The 23,205-nt window shown below is 63.2% G+C and carries 18 protein-coding genes; 11 read left to right on the top strand and 7 right to left on the bottom strand.

What is annotated here, in order from left to right; translation table 11 throughout:
* Nucleotides 1–6 precede the first annotated feature (6 nt).
* From purT to ACF8RA_RS10390, 5 genes are all read right to left on the bottom strand, one after another.
* Nucleotides 7–1,188 carry a formate-dependent phosphoribosylglycinamide formyltransferase gene (purT, locus tag ACF8RA_RS10410; protein WP_392460533.1) on the bottom strand — a complete coding sequence of 394 codons (1,182 nt, stop codon included), beginning with the start codon at nucleotides 1,186–1,188 and terminating at the stop codon, nucleotides 7–9.
* A gap of 76 nt (nucleotides 1,189–1,264) precedes the next feature.
* On the bottom strand, nucleotides 1,265–1,732 hold the full coding sequence (locus ACF8RA_RS10405) for a VUT family protein (protein WP_021785715.1): 468 nt from the start codon (nucleotides 1,730–1,732) through the stop codon (nucleotides 1,265–1,267).
* A gap of 196 nt (nucleotides 1,733–1,928) precedes the next feature.
* Complete coding sequence (locus ACF8RA_RS10400; RefSeq protein ID WP_209963821.1) at nucleotides 1,929–2,132, bottom strand: DUF1289 domain-containing protein; 204 nt, start codon at nucleotides 2,130–2,132, stop codon at nucleotides 1,929–1,931.
* Nucleotides 2,122–2,646 carry a gamma carbonic anhydrase family protein gene (locus tag ACF8RA_RS10395; RefSeq protein ID WP_103443794.1) on the bottom strand — a complete coding sequence of 175 codons (525 nt, stop codon included), beginning with the start codon at nucleotides 2,644–2,646 and terminating at the stop codon, nucleotides 2,122–2,124. The genes ACF8RA_RS10400 and ACF8RA_RS10395 overlap by 11 nt, the downstream gene beginning before the upstream one ends.
* Before the next feature lie 44 nt (nucleotides 2,647–2,690).
* Complete coding sequence (locus ACF8RA_RS10390; protein WP_176682699.1) at nucleotides 2,691–3,290, bottom strand: CoA pyrophosphatase; 600 nt, start codon at nucleotides 3,288–3,290, stop codon at nucleotides 2,691–2,693.
* 123 nt (nucleotides 3,291–3,413) lie between these two features.
* Here ACF8RA_RS10390 and ACF8RA_RS10385 point away from each other — a divergent pair, with 123 nt between their 5' ends.
* From ACF8RA_RS10385 to ACF8RA_RS10370, 4 genes are all read left to right on the top strand, one after another.
* Nucleotides 3,414–3,965 carry an NUDIX hydrolase gene (locus ACF8RA_RS10385; RefSeq protein WP_021785719.1) on the top strand — a complete coding sequence of 184 codons (552 nt, stop codon included), beginning with the start codon at nucleotides 3,414–3,416 and terminating at the stop codon, nucleotides 3,963–3,965.
* A gap of 22 nt (nucleotides 3,966–3,987) precedes the next feature.
* Nucleotides 3,988–4,542 carry a murein L,D-transpeptidase family protein gene (locus ACF8RA_RS10380; RefSeq protein WP_176682698.1) on the top strand — a complete coding sequence of 185 codons (555 nt, stop codon included), beginning with the start codon at nucleotides 3,988–3,990 and terminating at the stop codon, nucleotides 4,540–4,542.
* A gap of 160 nt (nucleotides 4,543–4,702) precedes the next feature.
* Complete coding sequence (locus ACF8RA_RS10375; protein WP_392519148.1) at nucleotides 4,703–6,385, top strand: ShlB/FhaC/HecB family hemolysin secretion/activation protein; 1,683 nt, start codon at nucleotides 4,703–4,705, stop codon at nucleotides 6,383–6,385.
* 27 nt (nucleotides 6,386–6,412) lie between these two features.
* On the top strand, nucleotides 6,413–10,939 hold the full coding sequence (locus ACF8RA_RS10370; RefSeq protein WP_392519147.1) for a hemagglutinin repeat-containing protein: 4,527 nt from the start codon (nucleotides 6,413–6,415) through the stop codon (nucleotides 10,937–10,939).
* 160 nt (nucleotides 10,940–11,099) lie between these two features.
* On the opposite strand, the gene ACF8RA_RS10365 is transcribed toward ACF8RA_RS10370, so the two are convergent.
* A complete protein-coding gene (locus ACF8RA_RS10365) occupies nucleotides 11,100–11,735 on the bottom strand; it encodes a Pr6Pr family membrane protein (RefSeq protein WP_021785723.1) in 636 nt (211 codons plus the stop codon).
* A gap of 1 nt (nucleotide 11,736) precedes the next feature.
* Nucleotides 11,737–11,958, bottom strand: coding sequence for a VF530 family DNA-binding protein (locus ACF8RA_RS10360; protein ID WP_021785724.1), 222 nt, complete (start codon nucleotides 11,956–11,958; stop codon nucleotides 11,737–11,739).
* Between the two features lie 163 nt (nucleotides 11,959–12,121).
* On the opposite strand from ACF8RA_RS10360, the gene ACF8RA_RS10355 reads away from it, so the two are divergent.
* The 7 genes from ACF8RA_RS10355 (at nucleotide 12,122) to cmoB (ending at nucleotide 23,181) form a co-directional block, all read left to right on the top strand.
* A complete protein-coding gene (locus ACF8RA_RS10355) occupies nucleotides 12,122–14,164 on the top strand; it encodes a TonB-dependent receptor (RefSeq protein ID WP_392519146.1) in 2,043 nt (680 codons plus the stop codon).
* A gap of 295 nt (nucleotides 14,165–14,459) precedes the next feature.
* The gene (locus tag ACF8RA_RS10350; RefSeq protein WP_176682694.1) at nucleotides 14,460–15,794 is read left to right on the top strand and encodes a carbohydrate porin; all 1,335 of its coding nucleotides are present in this window, start codon (nucleotides 14,460–14,462) and stop codon (nucleotides 15,792–15,794) included.
* A gap of 30 nt (nucleotides 15,795–15,824) precedes the next feature.
* Nucleotides 15,825–18,236 carry a glucose/quinate/shikimate family membrane-bound PQQ-dependent dehydrogenase gene (locus ACF8RA_RS10345; RefSeq protein ID WP_392488389.1) on the top strand — a complete coding sequence of 804 codons (2,412 nt, stop codon included), beginning with the start codon at nucleotides 15,825–15,827 and terminating at the stop codon, nucleotides 18,234–18,236.
* Nucleotides 18,237–18,439: 203 nt separating this feature from the next.
* Nucleotides 18,440–20,857: an endopeptidase La gene (gene lon / locus ACF8RA_RS10340; RefSeq protein ID WP_176682692.1), complete on the top strand. Its 2,418-nt coding sequence runs from the start codon at nucleotides 18,440–18,442 to the stop codon at nucleotides 20,855–20,857.
* A 145-nt stretch (nucleotides 20,858–21,002) separates the two neighbouring features.
* Nucleotides 21,003–21,395 carry a protease inhibitor I42 family protein gene (locus ACF8RA_RS10335; protein ID WP_392488476.1) on the top strand — a complete coding sequence of 131 codons (393 nt, stop codon included), beginning with the start codon at nucleotides 21,003–21,005 and terminating at the stop codon, nucleotides 21,393–21,395.
* Between the two features lie 89 nt (nucleotides 21,396–21,484).
* Nucleotides 21,485–22,228: a carboxy-S-adenosyl-L-methionine synthase CmoA gene (gene cmoA / locus ACF8RA_RS10330; protein ID WP_021785730.1), complete on the top strand. Its 744-nt coding sequence runs from the start codon at nucleotides 21,485–21,487 to the stop codon at nucleotides 22,226–22,228.
* A complete protein-coding gene (gene cmoB, locus ACF8RA_RS10325) occupies nucleotides 22,225–23,181 on the top strand; it encodes a tRNA 5-methoxyuridine(34)/uridine 5-oxyacetic acid(34) synthase CmoB (protein ID WP_392460542.1) in 957 nt (318 codons plus the stop codon). The genes cmoA and cmoB overlap by 4 nt, the downstream gene beginning before the upstream one ends.
* The last annotated feature ends 24 nt before the right edge of the window (nucleotides 23,182–23,205 follow it).

Here is a 23,205-nt window from a genome sequence, read left to right as displayed (position 1 = left end):
CTCGGATCAGAACTCGACCTTGACCGCCTGCGAAGCACGGGTCGCCTTGGCCCGCGCCAGTTCGACCGATTCGTCACGCGCCAGGCACACACCCATGCGGCGGGTGCCATTGATTTCCGGCTTGCCGAACAGGCGAATGGCGGTATCCGGCTCGCTCAGCGCTGCGCCCAGGTTGGCGAAGCTGGTCTGTTGGGACTGGCCTTCGGGCAAGATCACTGCCGAAGCCGACGGGCCGAACTGACGCACCACCGGAATCGGCAGGCCGAGAATGGCGCGGGCATGCAGGGCGAATTGCGACAGGTCCTGGGAAATCAGGGTGACCAGACCGGTGTCATGCGGGCGCGGCGACACTTCGCTGAACCACACCTGGTCGCCCTTCACGAACAGCTCCACACCAAACAGGCCACGACCGCCGAGGGCATCGGTGACCGCCTTGGCCACGCGCTGCGATTCGGCCAACGCCTTCGGGCTCATGGCCTGTGGCTGCCAGGACTCCTGGTAATCGCCCTTCTCCTGACGGTGGCCGACGGGCTCGAGGAAGGTGGTGCCGCCCACGTGGCGCACAGTCAGCAGGGTAATTTCATACTCGAAGTCGATGAAACCCTCGACGATCACCCGGCCCTTGCCAGCGCGGCCGCCTTCCTGGGCATAGTCCCACGACGTCTGCAGGTCAGCATCGCTGCGCAGCAGGCTCTGGCCCTTGCCCGACGAACTCATCACCGGTTTGACCACGCACGGGTAACCCAGGTCGGCTACGGCCTTGGCGTAGTCTTCATAGGTGTCGGCGAAGTGGTACGGCGAGGTTGGCAGGTCCAGCTCTTCGGCAGCCAGGCGGCGAATGCCTTCGCGGTTCATGGTCAACTGGGTGGCGCGGGCGGTCGGCACCACGGTGAAACCTTCGTTTTCCAGCTCGACCAGGGTGGCGGTGGCGATGGCTTCGATTTCCGGAACGATGTAGTGCGGCTTCTCGGCTTCGATCACCGCGCGCAGGGCAACGCCATCGAGCATGTTGACCACATGGCTGCGGTGCGCCACCTGCATTGCCGGTGCATTGGCGTAACGGTCGACGGCGATTACTTCGACGCCCAGGCGCTGCAGTTCGATTACCACTTCCTTGCCCAGCTCGCCACAGCCGCAGAGCAGTACACGGGTCGCGGTGGGCGACAATGGGGTTCCGATACGGGTCATTTCAGGTCCTCGAAGGCAACCGGGGCCGCGCCAGGCTAGACGCCACCCGCTGAAAAAGGACCGCTATTCTACACCATCAACCGGCCACGGCAGCCCGCCGGGCGCGAAATGCCATGGCCAGCCACACCGCCGTTACACCGGCGAACTTCGAGGCCATCGCGGTGCCGATCACTGCCGGGGTCAAAGCGCCAATCATGCCGAAGAAAATGAAGGTATCCACCGGGATGCTCAGCGCCGAGCTGAGCCACAGGCGGTCGCGCAGGGGTCGACGGGTGATGCTGAACACCAGCCAGTCGATCAGTTCGGAAATGAAAAATGCGCTGGCGCTGGCCAGCGCGATCGCCGGCTCCGAAGTGACATAGGACAGCACCAGTGCCACCAGCATGGCGAACAGCGCGCCATGACCGAAGCGGGTCTGCACCATGTCGCGCAGGATAAACACCAGGCCGCCCCAGGCGGACCAGATGATGTCCAGGTGCGGGGCACTGGAGAAGGCGTAGTTGATCAGCACTACGCTGCTGATGTAGGCAATCAGATAGAACATGGCGGGCTGTCTGTGGGCAAGCCGTACAGATTACCGCTGGGCCGTTCGCGGGTAAACCCGCTCCCACAGATGTTGTGCAGCCCTCAAGGCTGTCGCTGTACCTGTGGGAGCGGGCGTGCCCGCGAAGCTGCCACTGCGGTGCATGGCACCGGCTTCGCCGGTGTTCGCGGGTAAACCCGCTCTTACAGGGTTCGCGTCAGGCCTGCAAGATGAGGCCGGCTTCTACTGCCCGTTCATGGCAACGCTTGAGCACCGCCCGGCGCTCAGCATTGTCCATCCGCCCCCAGCGGCCAATCTCCGCCACGGTACGCTGGCAGCCGGTGCAGATATCCTGCTCGTCCAGCGCACAAATGCTCACACACGGCGAAGCCACCGGCCGCTCGACCACTTCACTCATCATCAACCACCAGATCCCGCGCATAGCGCTGGGCATTGTGCACGTAATGCGCGGCACTGGCTTCAAGCATGCGCTTCTGCTGCTCGGTCAGTTCGCGTACCACCTTGCCCGGCGAGCCCATCACCAGCGAACCATCCGGGATTTCCTTGCCCTCGGCAATCAGTGCGTTGGCGCCGATGATGCAGTGTTTGCCGATGCGCGCACCATTGAGGATCACTGCGTTGATACCGACCAGGCTGAAGTCGCCCACCGTGCAGCCATGCAACATGGCGTTGTGGCCAACGGTCACGCCCTTACCCAACGTCAGTGGCGAGCCCATGTCAGTGTGCATCACCGTGCCATCCTGCACGTTGCTGCCTTCGCCGATATCGATCAGCTCGTTATCCCCGCGCAACACCGCGCCAAACCACACACTGGCATTGGCTTGCAGGCGCACGCTGCCAATGAGCGTGGCGTTGGGTGCGGTCCAACTGGTGGGGTGGCTCTCGACCCGCAGGTCACCCAGGCGATATTTCATGCTTGTTCCTCAGGCTGCGACGCAGACGGCGGGTCAGGCCCCGCTCAATTTTTGATGTAACGCTCCGGCGGCTGATGCAGGCTGATACCGGCATCGAACAGCAGGTTGACCAACTCGACGATCATGATCGCCGACAACCCCCAGATCTTGTATTCGCCATAGCGATAGCTTGGCACGAACCAGCTACGGCCCTGGTAATCGATACGGTGGGTATGGTCACGCGGGTCCTGGCGGAAGAACTCCAGCGGCACGGTGAACACTGCCGCAATCTCGGCATCATTGGCGCGATATTCGACGAAGTCGGGAATAAGCCCGACGAATGGCGTCACTTTCAGGCCATGTAGCGAGATCAGCGGACTGAGCGGGCCAATCACCTCCACCAGGCCAGGGGGCAGGCCTATTTCTTCTTCAGCCTCGCGCAGGGCAGTAAACACCAGGTCCGGGTCTTCCGGGTCCCGACGGCCACCGGGAAAGGCCACTTCACCACCGTGGGTAGACAGACCCTTGGCGCGCAGGGTCAAAACCAGTTCGGGCGCTTCGCTGCGGGTAATGGGCAAGAGGACCGCCGCTTCAGGGAACCGTCTGTCGGTTTCCAATGACGCGGGTTGGTGGTTGCTCATTCGGCGAAGTAGCTCGTCCAGCATTGCGCACGCTCGTATCCAGGTCCTGTGTTGCATGATGCACCAAAGCCGCGAAGCACCCAAGCCCCAGCGCTTGCGGCGGCACGGTGGCCGCGCCAAGATAGCCTTGAACATAAGGAACCACACATGAAATTCTGCAGCGCGTGCGGCCAACCGGTCACTCAGCAGATCCCCGAGGGCGACAGCCGCCTGCGGTACGTCTGCGGCTCTTGCCAGACCATCCACTACCAGAACCCCAACATCGTGGCCGGCGTGTTGCCGACCTGGGGTAGCCAGGTGTTGCTGTGCCGCCGCGCCATCGAACCGCGCCGGGGCTTCTGGACCCTGCCCGCCGGTTTCATGGAAAACGGCGAAACCCTCGACCAGGCCGCGCGTCGCGAAACCGTCGAGGAAGCCTGCGCCCGGGTCGGGCCGACATCCCTGTACCAGCTGTTCGATCTACCGCACATCAGCCAGGTGCATGTGTTCTTCCGCGCAGAGTTGGCAGACCTGGACTTTGCCGTCGGTGTGGAAAGCCTGGAGGTACGCCTGTTCGAAGAACATGAGATACCGTGGGACGAGCTGGCTTTCCGCACCGTCACCCGCACACTAGAATGCTACTATCGCGACCGCATCGGCCAGCACTACCCCATAGGCCATGAATACCTGCCGCCGATGAACGTGTCGCCACACACCTAAAAGCCTTCAGGGATACTGTTCCATGCGCTGGTTGCTTGCCTTCTTCTGCCTTTGCGTTACCTCGGTGTCCCAGGCGGCCTTCACCGAAACCATCATCCGCAAGCCCGTGCCGGCAGCGCAATCCCCATCGCCTTCGCAGCAAGCCATGCAACCGTTGATCGACAAGGTGCTGGTGATCAAGTCCGAGCGCCGGCTGCAGCTGATCAGCCGTGGCGAGCCGCTGAAAACCTACCGCATCTCGCTGGGCAAGCAGCCCAAGGGTGCCAAGGAACGCGAAGGCGACAAGAAAACCCCAGAGGGCTTGTACTGGCTGGACTGGCGCAAGCAGAGCGACCGCTTCAACCTGGCCATGCACATCAACTATCCGAACATCAGCGATGCCGCCCGCGCGACCCGGGCAGGGGTGAATGCCGGCAGCATGATCATGATTCACGGCACGCCGATCAACGATGAATACCCGGAATGGTACTTCCATACCCTGGACTGGACGGATGGTTGCATCGCCATGCGCAACCGCGACATGCAGGAAGTGTGGGATCTGGTACGGGATGGAACGCTGATCGAGATCCGGCCTTGATATAGGGCCTTCCGGCAACGGTTGTAGGAACCTTCCCACCGTTTTGCGAGAACCTGCCTTACAGGTGCTTAGGCAGGGTACTGCATCCAGGCGAATGACTTAATTTTTAGCATCCACGCAGACGAGTACGAAAACCGTACATCATTTGCGGGGTGCTTCAATGCCGTGCCTGATTCACCGCATCGCCCATTGGCTGTCGGCCGGTTGCCTTTCTGGCTTGCTGTCCATCCCCCAGGTGCTGGCCGACGACCCTGCCAGCCAGCAGCTGCGCGATCAACAGCAGGGGCTGCGGCAGCTGGAGCAACAGCAGCGGCTGGAACGCTGGCAGCGTATACCCGCCCCGACTGAACCGACCAACACCACTTCCCGCCGCCCGCACGGCGATCACTGCTGGGCAGTCGATGGCGTGCGCGTGGCTGGCATGCACCGGCTTTCGAGCTCGGCACTGGCGCCGACGCTCCGTGCTTTCACACCTGCCTGCATGGGCATCGCCGACATCAACCGGCTGCTCAAAGCCATCACCCAACGCTATGTTCAAGCCGGCTACCCAACCAGCCGACCCTACCTGCGGCAGCCCCCAGAAGAGGGCATGCCGCTGGACATCGTCATTGTCGAAGGTTTTGTCGAAACCATCGAACTGGCAGGCCCCGACTTGCCGTTGTCCCTCTCCAGCGCCTTCCCTGGCCTGCTCGGGCAGCCACTGTACCTGCCCGACCTTGAGCAAGGCCTGGACCAGCTCAACCGCCTACGCGCCTATGAGCTGGGCGCCACCCTGCTGCCCGGCGAACTGCAGGGCGGCACCCGCGTGGTCGTGCAGCCAGGCAAGGTTGGTTCACGCTGGCACCTGGACAGCCGCTTCGACAACCGGGGCAGCGAGCTGACCGGCCGCCACCGCCTCAACCTCGGTATTGGCCTGGACAGCCCGCTTGGCCTCAATGATGAGCTGCGCCTGTCGTTGACCAGCACGGTGCTCGATACGCCCGGCCAAAGCCAAGGCATGTCGCTGTACTACAGCATCCCCTATGGCGCCTGGACCTTTGCCCTCAGCGCCAGCCAGCTACGTTATCAAGCCCCCCTCCCCTACAGCGACAAGGCTGTCGACGGCAGCAGCAGCTATCAGGGCCTGAGTATCGAGCGGGTGTTGTGGCGCAACCAGCAAGGCCTGCTCAGCGCCAGTGCCCGGCTGGACCGCAAGCAACTGGTCAACCGCAGCGCTGGCGCGGTTATCGTCCAGCAGAGCCCGACGCTGACCACGGTAGAGGCCGGCATCAACCTGCTGTGGCTCGAAAGTGGCTTGTGGAACGGCTACTTCGGCGTTGCCCAAGGCATTGACGCATTGGGTGCCGACCATTCGCCGTTGGGTGCTCAACGCCTGCGCCCGGACTTTCGCAAATACCGCGCCAACCTGCTGCACCTGCGTCAGGGCCCGGCACCCAACCCTTGGCGCTGGCAGAGCGAGTTGGCCCTGCAGTACAGCCGCGACCTGTTGCCTGCCGTCGAACAACTGCTGGTCAGCGACGATTCGGCTGTCCGCGGCTTTCGTCTGCACACTTACTCCGGTGCCAGCAGCGCCGTCTGGCGCAATACGTTCAGCCAAGCGCTGCCACTGACCTGGGCCCACCCCTTCGAGATACGCCCCTACATCGGCCTGGACCAGGGCTGGGTTCGTACCGCCGAAGGCAAACCGTCACAGCGCCTGGCCGGGGCCGCAGCAGGGTTGGAACTGAGCCTGCCCGGCAGCCGCTTGCGCCTGGACTACCAACGCGCCTTGTACACCAGCGACCTGCCCCGCCCGCGGCTGGAGCCCGGCTTCTGGGTACTGGACTGGACACTGAGCATCTGATTCACCCACAACAAAGAGAACGAGAAAATGCAAACACTCTCGCAGTTACCGCCTGTTCGCCCGGATACCTTGCGCTGGGCAATCTTCTTCGCGGTGTTCGGGCCCAGCGCCGCACTGGCTCAGACCGGGCTGGAAGCAGCCAGCGGCCCCGGGGGTACCCCGGTCATCCACAACGGCCACGGGGTACCGGTCATCGACATCGTGCCGCCCAACGCCAGGGGGCTGTCACATAACCAGTTCATCGACTACAACGTTGGCACCCCAGGCCTGGTGCTGAACAACGCCACCGCAGCCGGGCAATCGCAACTGGCCGGTGCCCTGGCGGCCAACCCGCAGTTTCAGGGCCAGGCCGCCTCGACCATTCTTAACGAAGTGGTCAGCCGCAACGCCTCGCTGATCGAGGGGCCACAGGAAATCTTCGGGCGCCCGGCCGACTACATCCTGGCCAACCCCAATGGCATCACCCTCAACGGCGGCAGTTTCATCAACACCACCCGCGCGGGCTTCGTGGTGGGCACCCCGCAATTCGAGGAGCAGCAGCTCAGGTACCTCGATACGCTCACTGCCAGTGGGACCCTGCAGGTACTTGAGCATGGCCAGAGCAATGCCGGTGGCGCACTCGAACTGATCGCACCGCGCGTGGACAGCAAAGGCCTGCTCATGGCCAGCGAAACGCTCGACATCACCGTCGGTCGCAACCGTATCGACAGCCGCAGCGGCGAGGTGGTCGAACACCTGCCCAGCCCCTCTTCGAGCATTGACGCCAGCCTGTTCGGCGCCATGCGCGCCGGGCGTATCCGTGTGGTAAGTACTGCCGAAGGCGCGGGTGTGCGTGTGGGGGCCTCGCAGATTCTGGGCACCGAGGGGGTCGACATCAGCTCGGCCGGGGGCCTGCATGTCAGCGGCACTGGCGACCGCCCGACCGAGCTGCGCAGCGAGCGTGGCCTACTGAAACTCACCGCTGCCGATGACCTGATGCTTGAAACGGTTGACGGCCAGGCCCAGCGAATCGAAGCAAGGGCCGGCAAGAAGCTCACACTGGATGCCAAGACAATCGAGCACATCAAGCACGACAGTGATAGCTGGAACAAGAAGTTCTGGTTCGTCACCCGCGAAACCTACAACAGCAAGACCACCACCACCCACCAGCAGCAACAGGGCAGTCAATTGCTGGGCACTGACAGCGTGCTGCTGCAGTCCGGCGACGACATGCGCATGACCGCAGCGAAGGTGGACGCCGGTAACGAGCTGACGGTCGACAGCGGTGCCGGCCTGGACATCATCGCCGGCATCGATAGTAAACGCACCGAACAGCAGGTGCGTCATCGCAAGGATTTATGGCGCGGTGACAGCGATCGCGATCAGCTCAAGGAAACCGCAAAGGGCAGTACCCTGAGCGCCGGGCACATGTCGATAAAGGCAAGCGACAACCTCAACGTGCAGGGCAGCAGCCTGCACAGCCGCGGCGATCTGGCTATCCAGGCAAAACAGGCAGACATCGGCACCACCACCCTGCAGGAACACGGCACCCAACGCGACTACCGAGGCGACCTGGTGTCCGGCACATTCTTTGGTGACCGCAAAGGTAACGACACCGCGGGCCAGGTCGTCGCGGGCAGCACGATAACCAGCGATGGCGAGCTCACTGTGAGTGCCGACCAGGTCACCATCAAAGGCAGCACCGTGTTCGGTAAACAGGACGCGGTGCTCTACAGCGAGAACGGCTCGCTGGCCATCGAGGCAGACCATGGCAGCACGACCTCCACCCAGCGCACCAGCGACAGTAAGCTGTTCGGCCTGATCGGCAGCACGCACGAAAGCACGGACCGCAAACAGCAGGTACTGGTCAGCGACGTCAGCTCGACCAGCAACCTGCGCCTGGCCAGCGCCGAAGAGATGCGCATCCAGGGCGCCAAGGTCGAAGCTGGCAAGCACCTGCAAGTCGAGGCCAAAGGCGACCTGCTGATTGGCAGTGCGCAATCGGTCGATGAACGCGAAACCCGCGACCAACAACGCGGTTTCACGGCCAGCGCCAGACAGACCCAGGAAGCCGAGGATGGCAAGCCCGAGTCCCGCCAGTACGCGGCTGGCGTGGCCTATGAGGTCGTTACCACCACCGGCAAGCAGCGCGCGACCACCCAGGTTGCCAGTGAGCTCAAAGGCGCCTCGGTGGGCATGAGCAGCGGCGCGCACCTGCAGGTCAACGGCAGCAAGGTCCAGGCCACTGCCGGCGACCTCGATGTGCAGGCGCGGGAAGTGACACTGGGGGCGACCCGCAACGACCGTGACACAGCCACCAGCACCACCGAAAGCGGTGGCGGGCTGACGGTAACCGGTGGCATCGACCGTCTGGGCAGTTTGTTCGAAGGCCATCACAATCGCGAGGTGCAAGCCGAACGCGAAAGCAAGGTGCAGCGCAGCGAGTTGCAGGCCAGCGGCGATCTGAAATTGCGCAGTGATGCACTGCTCACCGAGGCCGCGCACGTCGAGGCCGGCAACACCCTGCAGGTGACCGCCGAACGCATCGACAACCGTGCGGCGCAGGATACCCATGAACATGAACAAACCCGTGACGACTGGTCGGGTAGCCTGGGCGCCAGCATCGAATACCGCGACCTGACCCGCCCTATCGAGCGCCTGGTGCTGGGTGAGGAAGCCCCGCGCTTCCAGCAAGCCTCGCCCGAAGACGCCATGGCGCCGCCCAGCGTGGGTGCCGACATGACGGTCGAACACCTCAAGCGCCTGGAAAACCAGCGCCGTGGAATCGCTCAGGTAAGCGAGTTCTCCGCAGCAAAGGTCGAGGTCAAGGCTGAGACACTGGCCGACCAGGGCACAGCCTGGCGGGCCAATGCCGGCTCGCTGAAGATTGAGGCGCAGCAACACCAGATGAACGCCGCCGAAAATACCCAGGAAACCACCGTTCAACGTCTGGCCTATGGTGGCGACGCGCGCCTGGACACCAGCACCGGCGAGGACCTGAATGTTCGCGCCGCCGGCAAAGGGGGTTCGCTGGATAAAAAGGATATTGCCAGCAGCGCTGTGCCCGGTAGCCTTTACGGGCAACAGGGTATCCAGGTACAGCTGGGCAGCGATGGCCGCTACGAAGGGGCCCACATCGATGGCGGTGAAGGCAGCGTGGTCATGCACAGTGCCGGGTCGCTGGCCTTACCCCAGGCGACCGACCAGGCCGAACAGCAGTCACGCCAGCTCGATGGCAATGCCTGGGCCAAAGTCGGCAACCGCCCGGGCAGCACCGGTGTCGATGGCCGGGGTTATCTGGACCATGGCCAGAAGCTGAGCACGCAGGGCAAGGCACAAGTGGCACAAATCGACGCCAAGGGCGAGGTAAAGCTGACCAGCACAGGCGACCTGTTGCTCGAAGGCACGCGCATTGGTAGCCGCGAGGCCAAGGCCGGCGACATACAGGTGCAAAGTGGCGGCCAGTTGCAGGTCAAGGCGGCCAGCAATACCCAGCAAGCCGCGGGCAGCAACCTGGGTGGCGGCATGGAGCTGGCGGCCAAGGCTGGCCAGACCAAGGGGGGAGCCATCGGCGGCCACTTCAGCCACGGCAAGCAAGACGAACAAGCACGGCAGGCGGTCGATGCCCAGTTTGCCAGCAACGGCACACTGACCCTGAGCAGCAGCGCCCGCGAGGACATCGCCCTGCACCTGCAAGGTCTGCAGGCCTCGGCCGAACAGATAACCCTCGACGCCTCGAATGGCGGCATGCTGGTTGAAGCCTCTTCCAGCCAGGAGCGACGCGACAACCTCGACATCTCGGCCGGCGCCGGTTTCAACATGGCCAAGGGCGCGTTGGACACCCGCGGCTTGCATGGCCGGCTCAAGGTTGAACTCGACAAACGCGACAACCTCACCTGGAATACCAGTGACCTGCGCGCCGAGCGCATCGACCTGCAAAGCCGTGGCGATACCCGCATCGAGAGTGCCACCCTGGATGCAGGGCATATTGGCGGCACAATCGACGGTGACCTGCGCATCGCCAGCCTCAAGGACAGCGTCGACACCCTGAGCGTGAAGGGCGATGTCAGGCTGAGCCAGGAGAAAAACCCGCAGGGCTATGTCAACGCGGCCAAATCGGTGGCTGGCCCGCTGGGAGGCAAGGTCGAGAAAACGGCCGGTTCGGCCCTGAGCGAGGCAGACCCAGGGTTCTCGCCAACCGTCAGCCTCGACGTGTCGCATGCACAGCGCGACAATGTGGCGCGTCAGACCACGCTTAAAAGCAGCGACGGCATCGACCTGCAGGTCGGTGGCAGCGCCCATCTGGTGGGGGCACGCTTGCAGTCGGCCAAGGGTGACGTGAGGCTCGACGCCAACTCGGTCACCCAGGAAACGCTAAGCGGTAATGACTATCGCCGAGACCTGTCGCTGGATGCGTCCAACTCACCGGTGGACCTGGGCACGGCAATCGCCGAGATAGCCAAAAGCAAAATGGCGGCGGATGGCGAAAATGCGCTGGACCTGGGCGTGTTGAGGACCAGTGGGCATAGTCGCAGCGAGCAATGGGTTTCGAGCATGCAAGGGAAGAAGCACTAAGACGCCATCGCGGCCCAGGCCATTTGGGGATGTCAGAAATCTTGTGCCCCGCTGCTGACACCCCGGCCGCGTGTCTCCCGCTTCCACAGCGAATACCACAGCCCCTGGGCTTGTGATTTCTCTGCGGGAGCGGGCTTGCCCGCGAAGAGGCCGGTACAGGTCAAGCCAGTCTGTGCAGCCCCCGCCACCGATCCAGCCCAAGCAACACCAGCCCTATCCCCCAGAAACCCGCCAGCACCCCGAGCGCATTGAGCATCACCTGCCCATACCCCAGGCTCGCCACATCGATAAACGGGTAGGCATACACGCCAATCTCGCTCCCCCGCCACAGCGCATAACCAAAGTAGACCGCCGGGTACACCGCCCACACCAGCAAATGCCATAGCCGCAAACTGCCCTTGGGCACTTCGCACCACCAGTACAAGGCATACAGCACCGGCATCACGTCGTGCAGCAACTCGTCCGCCAGCCATTGCCAACCCTGTGGTTGCCACAAATGACGCAGCAGCACGCTGTAGGCCAGCGCCACCAGTACGATACTGGCGGCCACAGCAGTGCTGACTGAAGGCGACAGGAAAAAGCGTTTGCCACGACCTTCCCGACCGAACGCGGCATAGCTGAGCACCGTCGCCACCAGGGTATTGGTAAGCACGGTGAAGTAGCCGAACACATTGATCAGGCCGCCAATCAGGCTGGCCTGTTCCTGCCAACGCGCCAGCAGCACCAGGTTCACCTGCACGGCCAGGCCGAACCAGCCCAGCACAGCCATACCGGTCAGCCAAGGGCGACGCGACATGTCAGGCCTGGCGCTGCAGCTTCACGTACAACTGCTCGACCTTTTCCCGCGCCCACGGTGTTTTGCGCAGGAACGTCAGGCTCGACTTGATGGTCGGGTTGCTCTTGAAGCAGCGCACATCGATACGCTCGGCCAGGCCAGGCCATTGGTAATGCGCCACCAGCTCGGTGAGGATCTGTTCAAGGGTCTTGCCGTGCAGCGCGTTGTGTTGGGCCGTGCTCATGCTGTGCTCCGTAGGAAAGATGCGCACCTTACACGAGTGTAGTGGTGGGCGGGATCCGTCGAGTCGACAGAAAAATCGCTGGTCAGCGGCAAAACCTCTGTGATGGAATAGTTATGTTATGTTGTAACACTAAAAAGCATCTGCCAAGGAACGCCCCATCCCCATGCTGCACACACCGCTTCGCCTCTCCCCCCTTGCCATCGCACTCTGGCTGGCTGCATCCCCCAGCCAGGCCGTAGAACTCGAACCACAGGTCATCACCGCCAACCCGTTGGGTAACCGCCAACTGGCCGCCCCCAGCACCGTGCTCGAAGGCGAAAACCTGCTGCAACAACAGCACGGCAGCCTGGGTGAAACCCTGAACAAGCAGCCCGGTGTCGCTTCTACCTGGTTTGGCCCTGGCGCGAGCCGACCGGTCATTCGCGGACTGGACGGCGACCGCATCCGCATTCTGCGCAACGGCGTCGGCGCCCTGGATGCCTCGTCGCTGTCCTATGACCACGCCGTGCCCCTGGACCCGGTGACGGTCGATCGCGTCGAAATCGTCCGTGGCCCAGCCGCCCTGCTTTACGGCGGCAACGCCATTGGCGGGGTGGTCAACACCTTCGACAACCGCATTCCGGATGCTCCGATCGAGGGCATTCACGGTGCCGGTGAACTGCGTTACGGCGGTGCCGACACCACTCGCAGCAGCGCTGGCAAGCTGGAGGCCGGTAACGGTGCCTTCGCCCTGCACCTGGACGCCAACAGCCGCCAGTTCAACGATCTGCGCATCCCTGGCTACGCCCGCAGCGCCAAGGTGCGCGATGCCGACGAGCCCGGCAGCAAACACCGCCTGGAAAACAGCGACGGTCGCCAGGACGGCGGCGCAATCGGTGGTGCCTACCACTGGGACCACGGCTACGCCGGCCTGTCGTACAGCGGCTACGACAGCAACTATGGCTCGGTGGCCGAGTCCGGCGTGCGCCTGGACATGAAACAGGATCACTACGCCTTCGCCTCCGAACTGCGCGATCTGGACGGCCCATTCAGCTCGGTCAAGGTAGATGCCGGCTACACCGACTACGAGCACAAAGAAATCGAAGAAGGCGAGGTCCATACCACCTTCAAGAACAAAGGCTACGAAGCGCGTATCGAAGCCCGCCACCAACCGCTCGGACCAGTGGAAGGGGTCATTGGGGCCCAGGTCAGCCGTAACGAGTTTTCGGCCCTCGGCGAGGAAGCCTTCGTCCCGCATACCGATACCGACAGCGTGGCACTGTTCATGCTCGAGCAGTGGCAAGCCAACGAGCGCCTGAACCTCAACCTGGGCGCGCGCATGGAGCATACCCGCGTAGACCCGGACGCCAAAGGCAACGAGAACTTCGTTGACGCCGACAGCGCCAGCAGCTTCAACGCCTTTAGCCTGTCTTCAGGCGCGGTGTACCAACTCGACCCGGCCTGGTCGCTGGCGGCCAACCTCGGCTACACCGAGCGCGCCCCGACCTTCTACGAGTTGTATGCCAACGGCGCCCACGTGGCCACCGGCGCCTTTGAAGTGGGTGATGCCAGCCTGAACAAGGAAAAGGCCATTTCCGCCGACCTGGCGCTGCGCTTCGACAACGGCACCCACAAGGGCAGTGTCGGGGTGTTCTACAGCCACTTTCGCAACTACATCGGCCTGATCGGCACCGGCAACCTGCGTGAGGGCGGGCATGATCACGACCATGACGAGGATGACCACGATCACGACCATGAAGGCTTCCCGGAATACCAGTACCAAGGCGTGCGGGCGCGCTTCTACGGCATCGAGGCCCAGGACCGCTGGCAGCTGGCCGAGAATCGTTACGGCAGCTTCGCGCTGGAGCTGTCCGGTGACTATACCCGGGCCAAGAACCTCGACAGTGGCGAGCCCCTGCCCCGTATCGCCCCGCTACGCCTGAACAGCGGCCTGGTCTGGGAGCTGGACCGCTGGCAGGCGCGAGTAGATGTGCAACATGCCGCATCGCAGCACCGCAAACCCGCCAACGAAACCAGCACCGATGGCTACACCACGCTGGGGGCCAGCGTTGGCTACCGCTTCGACATTGGTCAAAGCCAGTGGTTGGCGTTTGTGCGCGGCGAAAACCTGACCGACCAGACCGTGCGCTACGCCAGTTCGATCCTGCGCGATATCGCACCGGCGCCGGGGCGTAGCGTGGAAGTCGGGTTGCGTACTACCTTCTGAACCACAAGCGACGAAGATCGGTGTAGGAACGGGTTCACCCGCGAATACGATGGCAGGGCAACCGGCGCATTCGCGGGTGAACCCGCTCCTACACCTGCCTCGATTAATGACGACTGTTGCCCGTTCAACAACAGTCATCTGCGACAATTTGTCTTTTTTTCTTGTAGCTTCCCCTATATCCTCCCCGCCGCAAGCTGAAACGCTTCATCGAACAATCTTGTCGCCATATCCATTGAGGGGCCCGCCCTTCGATGCGCTTGCCGTTTTTTCAATAATCAAAAGATAGCGCTATCTCATGCTCCAACTGCCTAAAACCTGTTACATCGGCCTCGCCCTCAGTGCCTTGGCAACCCCCGCCAGCGCCAGCGAAATGTTCGCCAGCGACTCTCCGTGGATGCTCGGCGACTGGGGTGGAACCCGCAGCGAACTGCTGGAAAAAGGCTACGACTTCACCCTTGGCTATACCGGCGAGATGGGCAGCAACCTGCACGGCGGCTACGACCACGACCGCACCGCGCGCTACAGCGACCAGTTCACCTTTGGCAGCCACCTGGACCTGGACAAGATCCTCGGCTGGCACGACACCGAACTCCAGCTGACCATCACCGAGCGCCACGGCGACAACATCAGCAACGACCGCATCAACGACCCGCGTGTCGGCGGCTTCACCTCCGCCCAGGAAGTCTGGGGCCGAGGCGAAACCTGGCGGCTGACGCAGATGTGGATCAAGCAGAAGTACTTCGATGGTGCGCTGGATGTGAAATTCGGCCGCTTCGGTGAAGGCGAAGACTTCAACAGCTTCCCTTGCGACTTCCAGAACCTGGCCTTCTGCGGCTCGCAGGTGGGCAACTGGGTGGGTGGCATCTGGTACAACTGGCCAGTCAGCCAGTGGGCCCTGCGCGTGCGCTACAACCTTTCCCCTGAGCTGTACGCACAGGTCGGCGTCTTCGAGCAGAACCCTTCCAACCTCGAATCTGGCAATGGTTTCAAGCTCAGCGGCAGCGGCACCCAGGGTGCGGTAATGCCGTTCGAACTGGTATGGACCCCACGTATCCAAGGTTTGAAAGGGGAATATCGTGCCGGCTACTACTACAGTAATGCCAAGGCACAAGATGTTCTCAAGGACAGCAACGGTCAGCCGGCCGCCATCAGCGGCGCCGCCTACCGCAGCAGCTCGAGCAAGCACGGCTTGTGGATCGGCGCCCAGCAGCAGGTCACCTCGCTGGCGTCCGACCAGTCGCGCGGCTTGAGCGTGTTCGCCAACGCCACGATGCATGACAAGAAGACCAATGCCATCGACAACTATGTGCAGGCAGGACTGGTATACAAAGGGCCCTTCAATGCCCGCGCCAAGGACGACATCGGTTTCGCCCTGGCCCGCGTGCACGTCAACCCTGCCTATCGCAAGAACGCCCGCCTGGTCAACCAGGCCGCCGGCCTCTACGACTACGACAACCCAGGCTTCCTGCCAGTGCAGGACACCGAGTACAGCGCCGAGCTGTACTACGGCATCCATTTGGCCGACTGGCTCACGGTACGCCCCAACCTGCAATACATCCGCCACCCGGGCGGGGTGTCGCAGGTCGATGGCGCCCTGATCGGCGGCCTGAAGATCCAGAGCAGTTTCTAACCCCTTTTTTGACCTGACGGAGAACCTACGATGAGCACTGAAGGTGCGAACCAAGGAAGCCGCTGGCTACCGCGCCTGGTTGGCGCGCTGCTGTTGCTGATGGGCCTGGCCCTGCTGGCCGGCGGTATCAAGCTGAGCCAGCTGGGCGGATCACTTTACTACCTGATCGCCGGTATCGGCTTTGCCCTGTCGGGCATCCTGCTGCTGGCCCAACGCCGGATCGCCCTGGGCCTGTATGGCCTGGTGCTGCTGGGCAGCACCGTGTGGGCCCTGCTCGAAGTAGGCCTGGACTGGTGGCAACTGGTGCCACGGCTGGCTATCTGGTTCGCCATCGGCGTGGTGTTGCTACTGCCGTGGGCACGTCGCCCGCTGATCGGCCCAGCCAGCAAAGCCAATACTGCACTGCTCAGCGTGGCGGTGGTCGCTTCGGGCGCTTGCGCGCTGGCCAGCCAGTTCACCCATCCCGGTGAAGTGTTCGGCGAACTGGGCCGCGACAGCAGCGAAATGGCCAGCGCCGCTCCGGCCATGCCCGATGGCGAATGGCAGGCCTACGGCCGTACCGAGCATGGCGACCGCTACTCGCCGCTGCGCCAGATCACCCCGCAGAACGCCTACCGTCTGGAAGAAGCCTGGCGCATTCGCACCGGTGATCTGCCCACCGAAAACGACCCGGTGGAGCTGACTAACCAGAACACCCCGCTGAAGGTCAACGGCATGCTCTACGCCTGCACCGCGCACAGCCGCCTGCTGGCGCTGGACCCGGACACTGGCGCGGAAATCTGGCGCTACGACCCGCAGGTCAAGAGCCCGACCGGCACCTTCAAGGGCTTTGCCCACATGACGTGCCGTGGCGTCTCGTACTATGACGAAAACCGCTACGTCAGCCGCGACGGCAGCCCGGCGCCGAAAATTACCGACGCAGGCCAGGCCGTGGCCCAAGCGTGCCCACGTCGCCTCTACCTGCCTACCGCAGATGCCCGCCTGATCGCCATCAACGCCGACAACGGCAAGGTCTGCGAAGGCTTCGCCAACCAGGGCGTGATCGACCTCACCACCGGCATCGGCCCGTTCACTGCCGGCGGCTATTACTCCACCTCACCTGCTGCGATTACCCGTGACCTGGTGATCATCGGTGGCCACGTCACCGACAACGAGTCGACCAATGAGCCGTCCGGGGTGATCCGCGCCTACGACGTGCACGACGGCCACCTGGTGTGGAACTGGGACAGCAACAACCCGGACGACACCAAGCCATTGGCTGCCGGCAAAATGTATAGCCGCAACTCGGCCAACATGTGGTCGATCGCCAGCGTCGACGAAGACCTTGGCATGATCTACCTGCCGCTGGGCAACCAGACCCCGGACCAGTGGGGCGCCGACCGCACCCCGGGCGCCGAGAAGTACAGCGCCGGCGTGGTCGCACTTGACCTGGCCACCGGCAAGGCACGCTGGAACTACCAGTTCACCCATCACGACCTGTGGGACATGGACGTCGGCAGCCAGCCGACCCTGGTACACCTGAAAACCGACGATGGTGTGAAACCGGCGATCATCGTACCGACCAAGCAAGGCAGCCTGTACGTGCTCGACCGCCGCGACGGTACGCCAATCGTGCCGATCCGCGAGATCCCCACCCCACAAGGCGCAGTGGAAGGCGACCACACCTCGCCAACCCAGGCCCGCTCCGACCTCAACCTGCTCGGCCCAGAGCTGACCGAACAGGCCATGTGGGGCGCCACGCCTTTCGACCAGATGCTGTGCCGCATTCAGTTCCGCGAGCTGCGCTACGAAGGCCAGTACACCCCGCCATCCGAGCAAGGTTCGTTGGTCTACCCCGGCAACGTCGGTGTATTCAACTGGGGCAGCGTGTCAGTCGACCCGGTGCGCCAGTTGCTGTTCACTTCGCCCAACTACATGGCGTTCGTGTCGAAAATGATCCCGCGTGAGCAGGTTGCCGAAGGCAGCAAGCGCGAAAGCGAGACCAGCGGCGTGCAGCCGAACACCGGCGCACCGTATGCAGTGACCATGCATCCGTTCATGTCGCCGCTTGGTGTACCGTGCCAGGCACCCGCCTGGGGCTACGTCGCCGCCATCGACCTGTTCACCAACAAGGTGGTATGGAAACACAAGAACGGCACCACCCGCGACAGCACCCCGCTACCGATCGGCCTGCCGATTGGCGTGCCGAGCATGGGTGGCTCGATCGTCACCGCCGGTGGCGTCGGCTTCCTCAGCGGCACGCTCGACCAGTACCTGCGCGCCTATGACGTGAACAACGGCAAGGAGTTGTGGAAAGCGCGCCTGCCAGCGGGTGGCCAGGCCACGCCGATGAGCTACACCGGCAAGGACGGCAAGCAGTACGTGCTGGTGACTGCCGGCGGCCATGGCTCGCTGGGCACCAAGATGGGCGATTACATCATCGCTTACAAATTAGCTGAGTAAGCTACACCGCTCCCGCAGGCTCAACCCTGTGGGAGCGGCCTTGTGTCGCGATTGGGTCGCGCAGCTGCCCCAACGATCTAGAATGCTGGATGGATTCTGGGGCTGCTGCGCAGCCCAATCGCGACACAAGGCTGCGCCCGAACCATTGAAACCCATCCCTCCCCGCCCCATCTAAGCACCATAGTCATTCACGCAGGTGCCCCATGAGCGACCAGCAGGATTTCCCCGAACACCCTGACGAGCACAGCGAAGTCGAACACACCCTCCAGGCCGAAGCCGGCCACGCCCTCGCCCTGCCCGGCCAGCAGCTGCCGGACAAGGTCTACGTCATCCCGATCCACAACCGCCCGTTCTTCCCGGCCCAGGTACTGCCGGTCATCGTCAATGAAGAACCCTGGGCCGAAACGCTCGACCTGGTGGCCAAGTCACCGGACCACTGCCTGGCGCTGTTCTTCATGGACACCCCGCCAGAAGACCACCGCCACTTCGACACCTCGGCACTGCCGCAGTACGGCACGCTGGTCAAGGTGCACCATGCCAGCCGCGAAAACGGCAAATTGCAGTTCGTCGCCCAGGGCCTGTCCCGGGTGCGCATCCGCAACTGGCTCAAGCACCACCGCCCGCCCTACCTGGTCGAAGTCGAATACCCGCGCCAGCCCGCCGAGCCGACCGACGAGGTCAAAGCCTACGGGATGGCACTGATCAACGCGATCAAAGAGCTGCTGCCGCTCAACCCGCTGTACAGCGAAGAGCTGAAGAACTACCTCAACCGCTTCAGCCCCAACGACCCTTCACCGCTCACCGACTTCGCCGCCGCGCTCACCTCGGCCACCGGCAACCAGTTGCAGGAAGTGCTCGATTGCGTGCCCATGCTCAAACGCATGGAAAAGGTACTGCCAATGCTGCGCAAAGAGGTGGAAGTCGCGCGCTTGCAGAACGAGATCTCGGCCGAGGTCAACCGGCAGATCGGCGAGCACCAGCGCGAATTCTTCCTGAAGGAACAACTCAAGGTCATCCAGCAGGAGCTGGGGCTGACCAAGGACGACCGCAGCGCCGACCTCGAACAGTTCGAACAGCGCCTGGAAGGCAAGACCCTGCCGCCCCAGGCACGCAAGCGCATCGATGAAGAGATGGGCAAACTGGCCATCCTGGAAACCGGCTCGCCCGAATACGCCGTCACCCGCAACTATCTGGAATGGGCCACCGCCCTGCCGTGGGGCGTGTACGGCAAAGACAAGCTCGACCTCAAGCATGCGCGCAAAGTCCTCGACCAGTACCATTCCGGCCTCGACGACATCAAGGAGCGCATCCTCGAGTTCCTCGCCGTGGGCGCCTGGAAAGGCGAAATCAGCGGTTCGATCGTGCTGTTGGTGGGCCCGCCCGGGGTGGGCAAGACCAGCATCGGCAAGTCCATCGCCGAATCGCTCGGCCGGCCGTTCTACCGCTTCAGCGTCGGCGGCATGCGTGATGAAGCCGAGATCAAGGGCCACCGCCGCACCTACATCGGCGCCCAGCCCGGCAAGCTGGTGCAGGCCCTGAAAGACGTCGAAGTGATGAACCCGGTGATCATGCTCGACGAAATCGACAAGATGGGCCAGAGCTACCAAGGTGACCCGGCATCAGCGTTGCTGGAAACCCTCGACCCCGAGCAGAACGTCGACTTCCTCGACCACTACCTCGACCTGCGCCTGGACTTGTCCAAGGTGTTGTTCGTGTGCACTGCCAACACCCTTGATTCAATACCCGGGCCGTTGCTCGACCGCATGGAAGTGATCCGCCTGTCCGGCTATATCACCGAAGAGAAACTGACCATCGCCAAGCGCCACCTGTGGCCCAAGCAACTGGAAAAGGCCGGCGTTTCCAAGACCAGCCTCAGCATCAGCGACAGCGCCCTGCGCCTGGTGATCGACGGCTATGCCCGCGAAGCCGGCGTGCGCCAGTTGGAGAAGCAACTGGGCAAACTGGTGCGCAAAGCTGTGGTCAAGCTGCTGGAGAACCCCGAAGCCAAGCTGAAGATCGGCGCCAAGGACCTGGAAACCGCGCTCGGCATGCCGGTGTTCCGCAGCGAACAGGTACTGGCTGGCAAAGGCGTGATCACCGGCCTGGCCTGGACCAGCATGGGCGGTGCCACGCTGCCGATCGAGGCGACCCGCATCCACACCCACAACCGAGGCTTCAAGCTGACCGGCAAGCTGGGTGACGTGATGAAGGAGTCTGCCGAAATTGCCTATAGCTACATCAGCTCCAACCTCAAACAATTTGGCGGGGATACAGGTTTCTTCAACGAAGCGTTCATCCACTTGCACGTACCCGAAGGCGCCACGCCCAAGGACGGCCCGAGTGCCGGCATCACAATGGCCAGCGCTTTGCTTTCACTGGCCCGCGACCAGCCTGCCAAAAAAGGTGTCGCCATGACGGGCGAGCTCACCCTCACCGGCCAGGTACTGCCGATTGGCGGCGTGCGCGAGAAAGTGATTGCTGCGCGGCGGCAGAAGATTTTCGAACTGATCCTGCCGGAGCCTAACCGCGGCGACTTCGAAGAACTGCCGGAGTACCTGCGCGAAGGGCTGACAGTGCACTTCGCCAAGCGCTTTGCCGACGTGGCGAAAGTGCTGTTCTAGCCTGAACCGGCCTCTTCGCGGGCAAGCCCGTTCCTACAGGGAACCCTTGCAGGAGCGGGCTTGCCCGCGAAGGGGCCGGCACAGGCAACACAAATTTCCTCGATCATCGGTTATCCTCAGGCCATCGCCAGCCTTCGGAGCCACCATGACCTCTCCTCGTCTGCTCGTTCCCCTGAGCTTCGCCCTGCTTTCTGCCTGCGCGCAACAATCCTCGCAGCCCGTTGACCTGGACGCCGAAAGCGAATGCCCCAAGCGCCTGCAGGTCGGTCAGATCCTGACGCTAACCCTGCCCAGCAACCCCACCACCGGCTACCGCTGGCTGGTACAGAATCCGGCGCCCAACGTGTTGCAAAGTCTTGGCCCCGAGGTTTACAGCGCGCCTGAAGACACCGGCATCGTCGGCAGCTCGGGCATGTCGACCTGGCGCTTCCAGGCCCGCGCGACTGGCGAAGGGAACCTGGTATTGATCTACCAGCAACCCTGGGCCCCGGAAGTGCGCCCCGTGCAGACCTTCGATTGCGCCATTCGGGTCAATTGAACGCAAAGCGCTGGTCAGCCAACCATGCATCCAGGCTGCGGTTTGGCTAGAATGCGCCCCCTGCCTATCACCAGCCACCTGGATTCACCGTGAGCAAACAACCCGACCGCCTTTTCTCCCAACCCCTGGAGCAGGTGCCCGACTTCGTCTTCAACGAGGACGTCGTGCGTGTGTTCCCGGACATGATCAAGCGCTCGGTGCCCGGTTACCCAACCATTGTCGAAAACCTCGGCGTGCTGGCCGCTCGGTTCGCCCAGCCAGGCACCGCGCTGTACGACCTGGGCGCATCGCTGGGTGCCGTTACCCAGTCGCTGCGTCGCCATGTACGCAGCGACGGCTGCAGGGTAATCGCGGTGGATAACTCCGCCGCCATGGTCGAGCGCTGCCGCCAGTACCTCACTGCACAAGATTCGATGTTCCAGGAGTTGCTGCCGGTGCACGTGCTGGAGGCCGATATCCTTGCCCTGCCCTTCGAGCCCGCCTCGGTAGTGGCGATGAACTTCACCCTGCAGTTCATCGCCCCTGACCAGCGCCTTGAACTGCTCGGGCGAATCCGCCAGGCGCTGCTGCCCGGCGGCGCGCTGATTCTCTCGGAGAAGCTGCGCTTTGCCGATGAGCAAGAGCAGGACCTGCTCAATGAACTGCACCTGGATTTCAAACGGGCCAATGGCTACAGCGAACTGGAGATCGCCCAGAAGCGCAGCGCCATCGAGAACGTGATGAAGCCCGATACACTCGAAGCCCACCAGGAACGCCTGCGCGCAGCCGGCTTCTCGAAAGTGGTGCCTTGGTTCCAATGCCTTAACTTCGCCTCGTTGATAGCCCTGCCATGATCGATCTGTCTCCCCTCGTCCGCCGCCTGGTGGGCACGCCCCTGGCTTCCTGGTCACAAGGCCTGCAAGCGCAACTGGACGCCAAGCTGGAAAAGGGCCACGGTGACCTCGACCGCTGGCGCGGGGCGCTGGAAGCCCTGCCCGCCCTGCAACCCAGTGAAATCGACCTGGTCAACGGGTTACGTCTGGATTGCGAGTGCGACGACGCCACCCGCGCGCAGATGCGCCAGGCATTGATGGGCCTGTCGCCTTGGCGCAAAGGGCCGTTCGACCTGTTTGGCGTGCACGTTGACACCGAATGGCGTTCGGACTGGAAGTGGTCGCGGGTTGGCCCGCACCTGGACCTCAAGGGCAAGCGCGTACTCGACGTGGGCTGTGGCAATGGCTACTACCAGTGGCGCATGCTCGGTGCCGGCGCGGACATGGTGATCGGGGTCGACCCCAACTGGCTGTTCTTCTGCCAGTTCCAGGCCGTGCAGCAGTACCTGCCGGAGTTGCCGGCCTGGCACCTGCCATTCGCCCTGGAAGACCTGCCCGCCAACCTGGAAGGTTTCGACACCGTGTTTTCCATGGGCGTGTTCTATCACCGCCGCTCGCCCATCGAGCACCTGCTGGCGCTCAAGGACTGCCTGGTCAAAGGTGGCGAGCTGGTGCTGGAAACGCTGGTTATCGAGGGCGACGAAAACCAGGTGCTGGTGCCTGAGGACCGCTACGCACAGATGCGCAATGTCTGGTACCTGCCGTCGGTACCGGCGCTGGCCCGCTGGTTGCGCCGTGCCGGCTTCAGCGATGTGCGCTGCGTCGACGTAAGCGTGACCAGCGTCGAGGAACAGCGCAGCACCGAGTGGATGCGCTACCAGTCGCTGAGCGACTTCCTCGACCCGAACGACCACAGCAAGACCGTCGAAGGCCTGCCAGCCCCACGCCGCGCCACCCTGCTGGCGCGCAAATAAAAAAGGCGCCCGCATGGGTAATGC

This window comes from Pseudomonas sp. FYR_5 (genome assembly GCF_043106315.1).
Lineage (GTDB): Bacteria > Pseudomonadota > Gammaproteobacteria > Pseudomonadales > Pseudomonadaceae > Aquipseudomonas > Aquipseudomonas putida_Y.
Note: the sequence above shows the minus strand (reverse complement) of the source record. Positions and strands in the feature narration are given on the sequence as shown.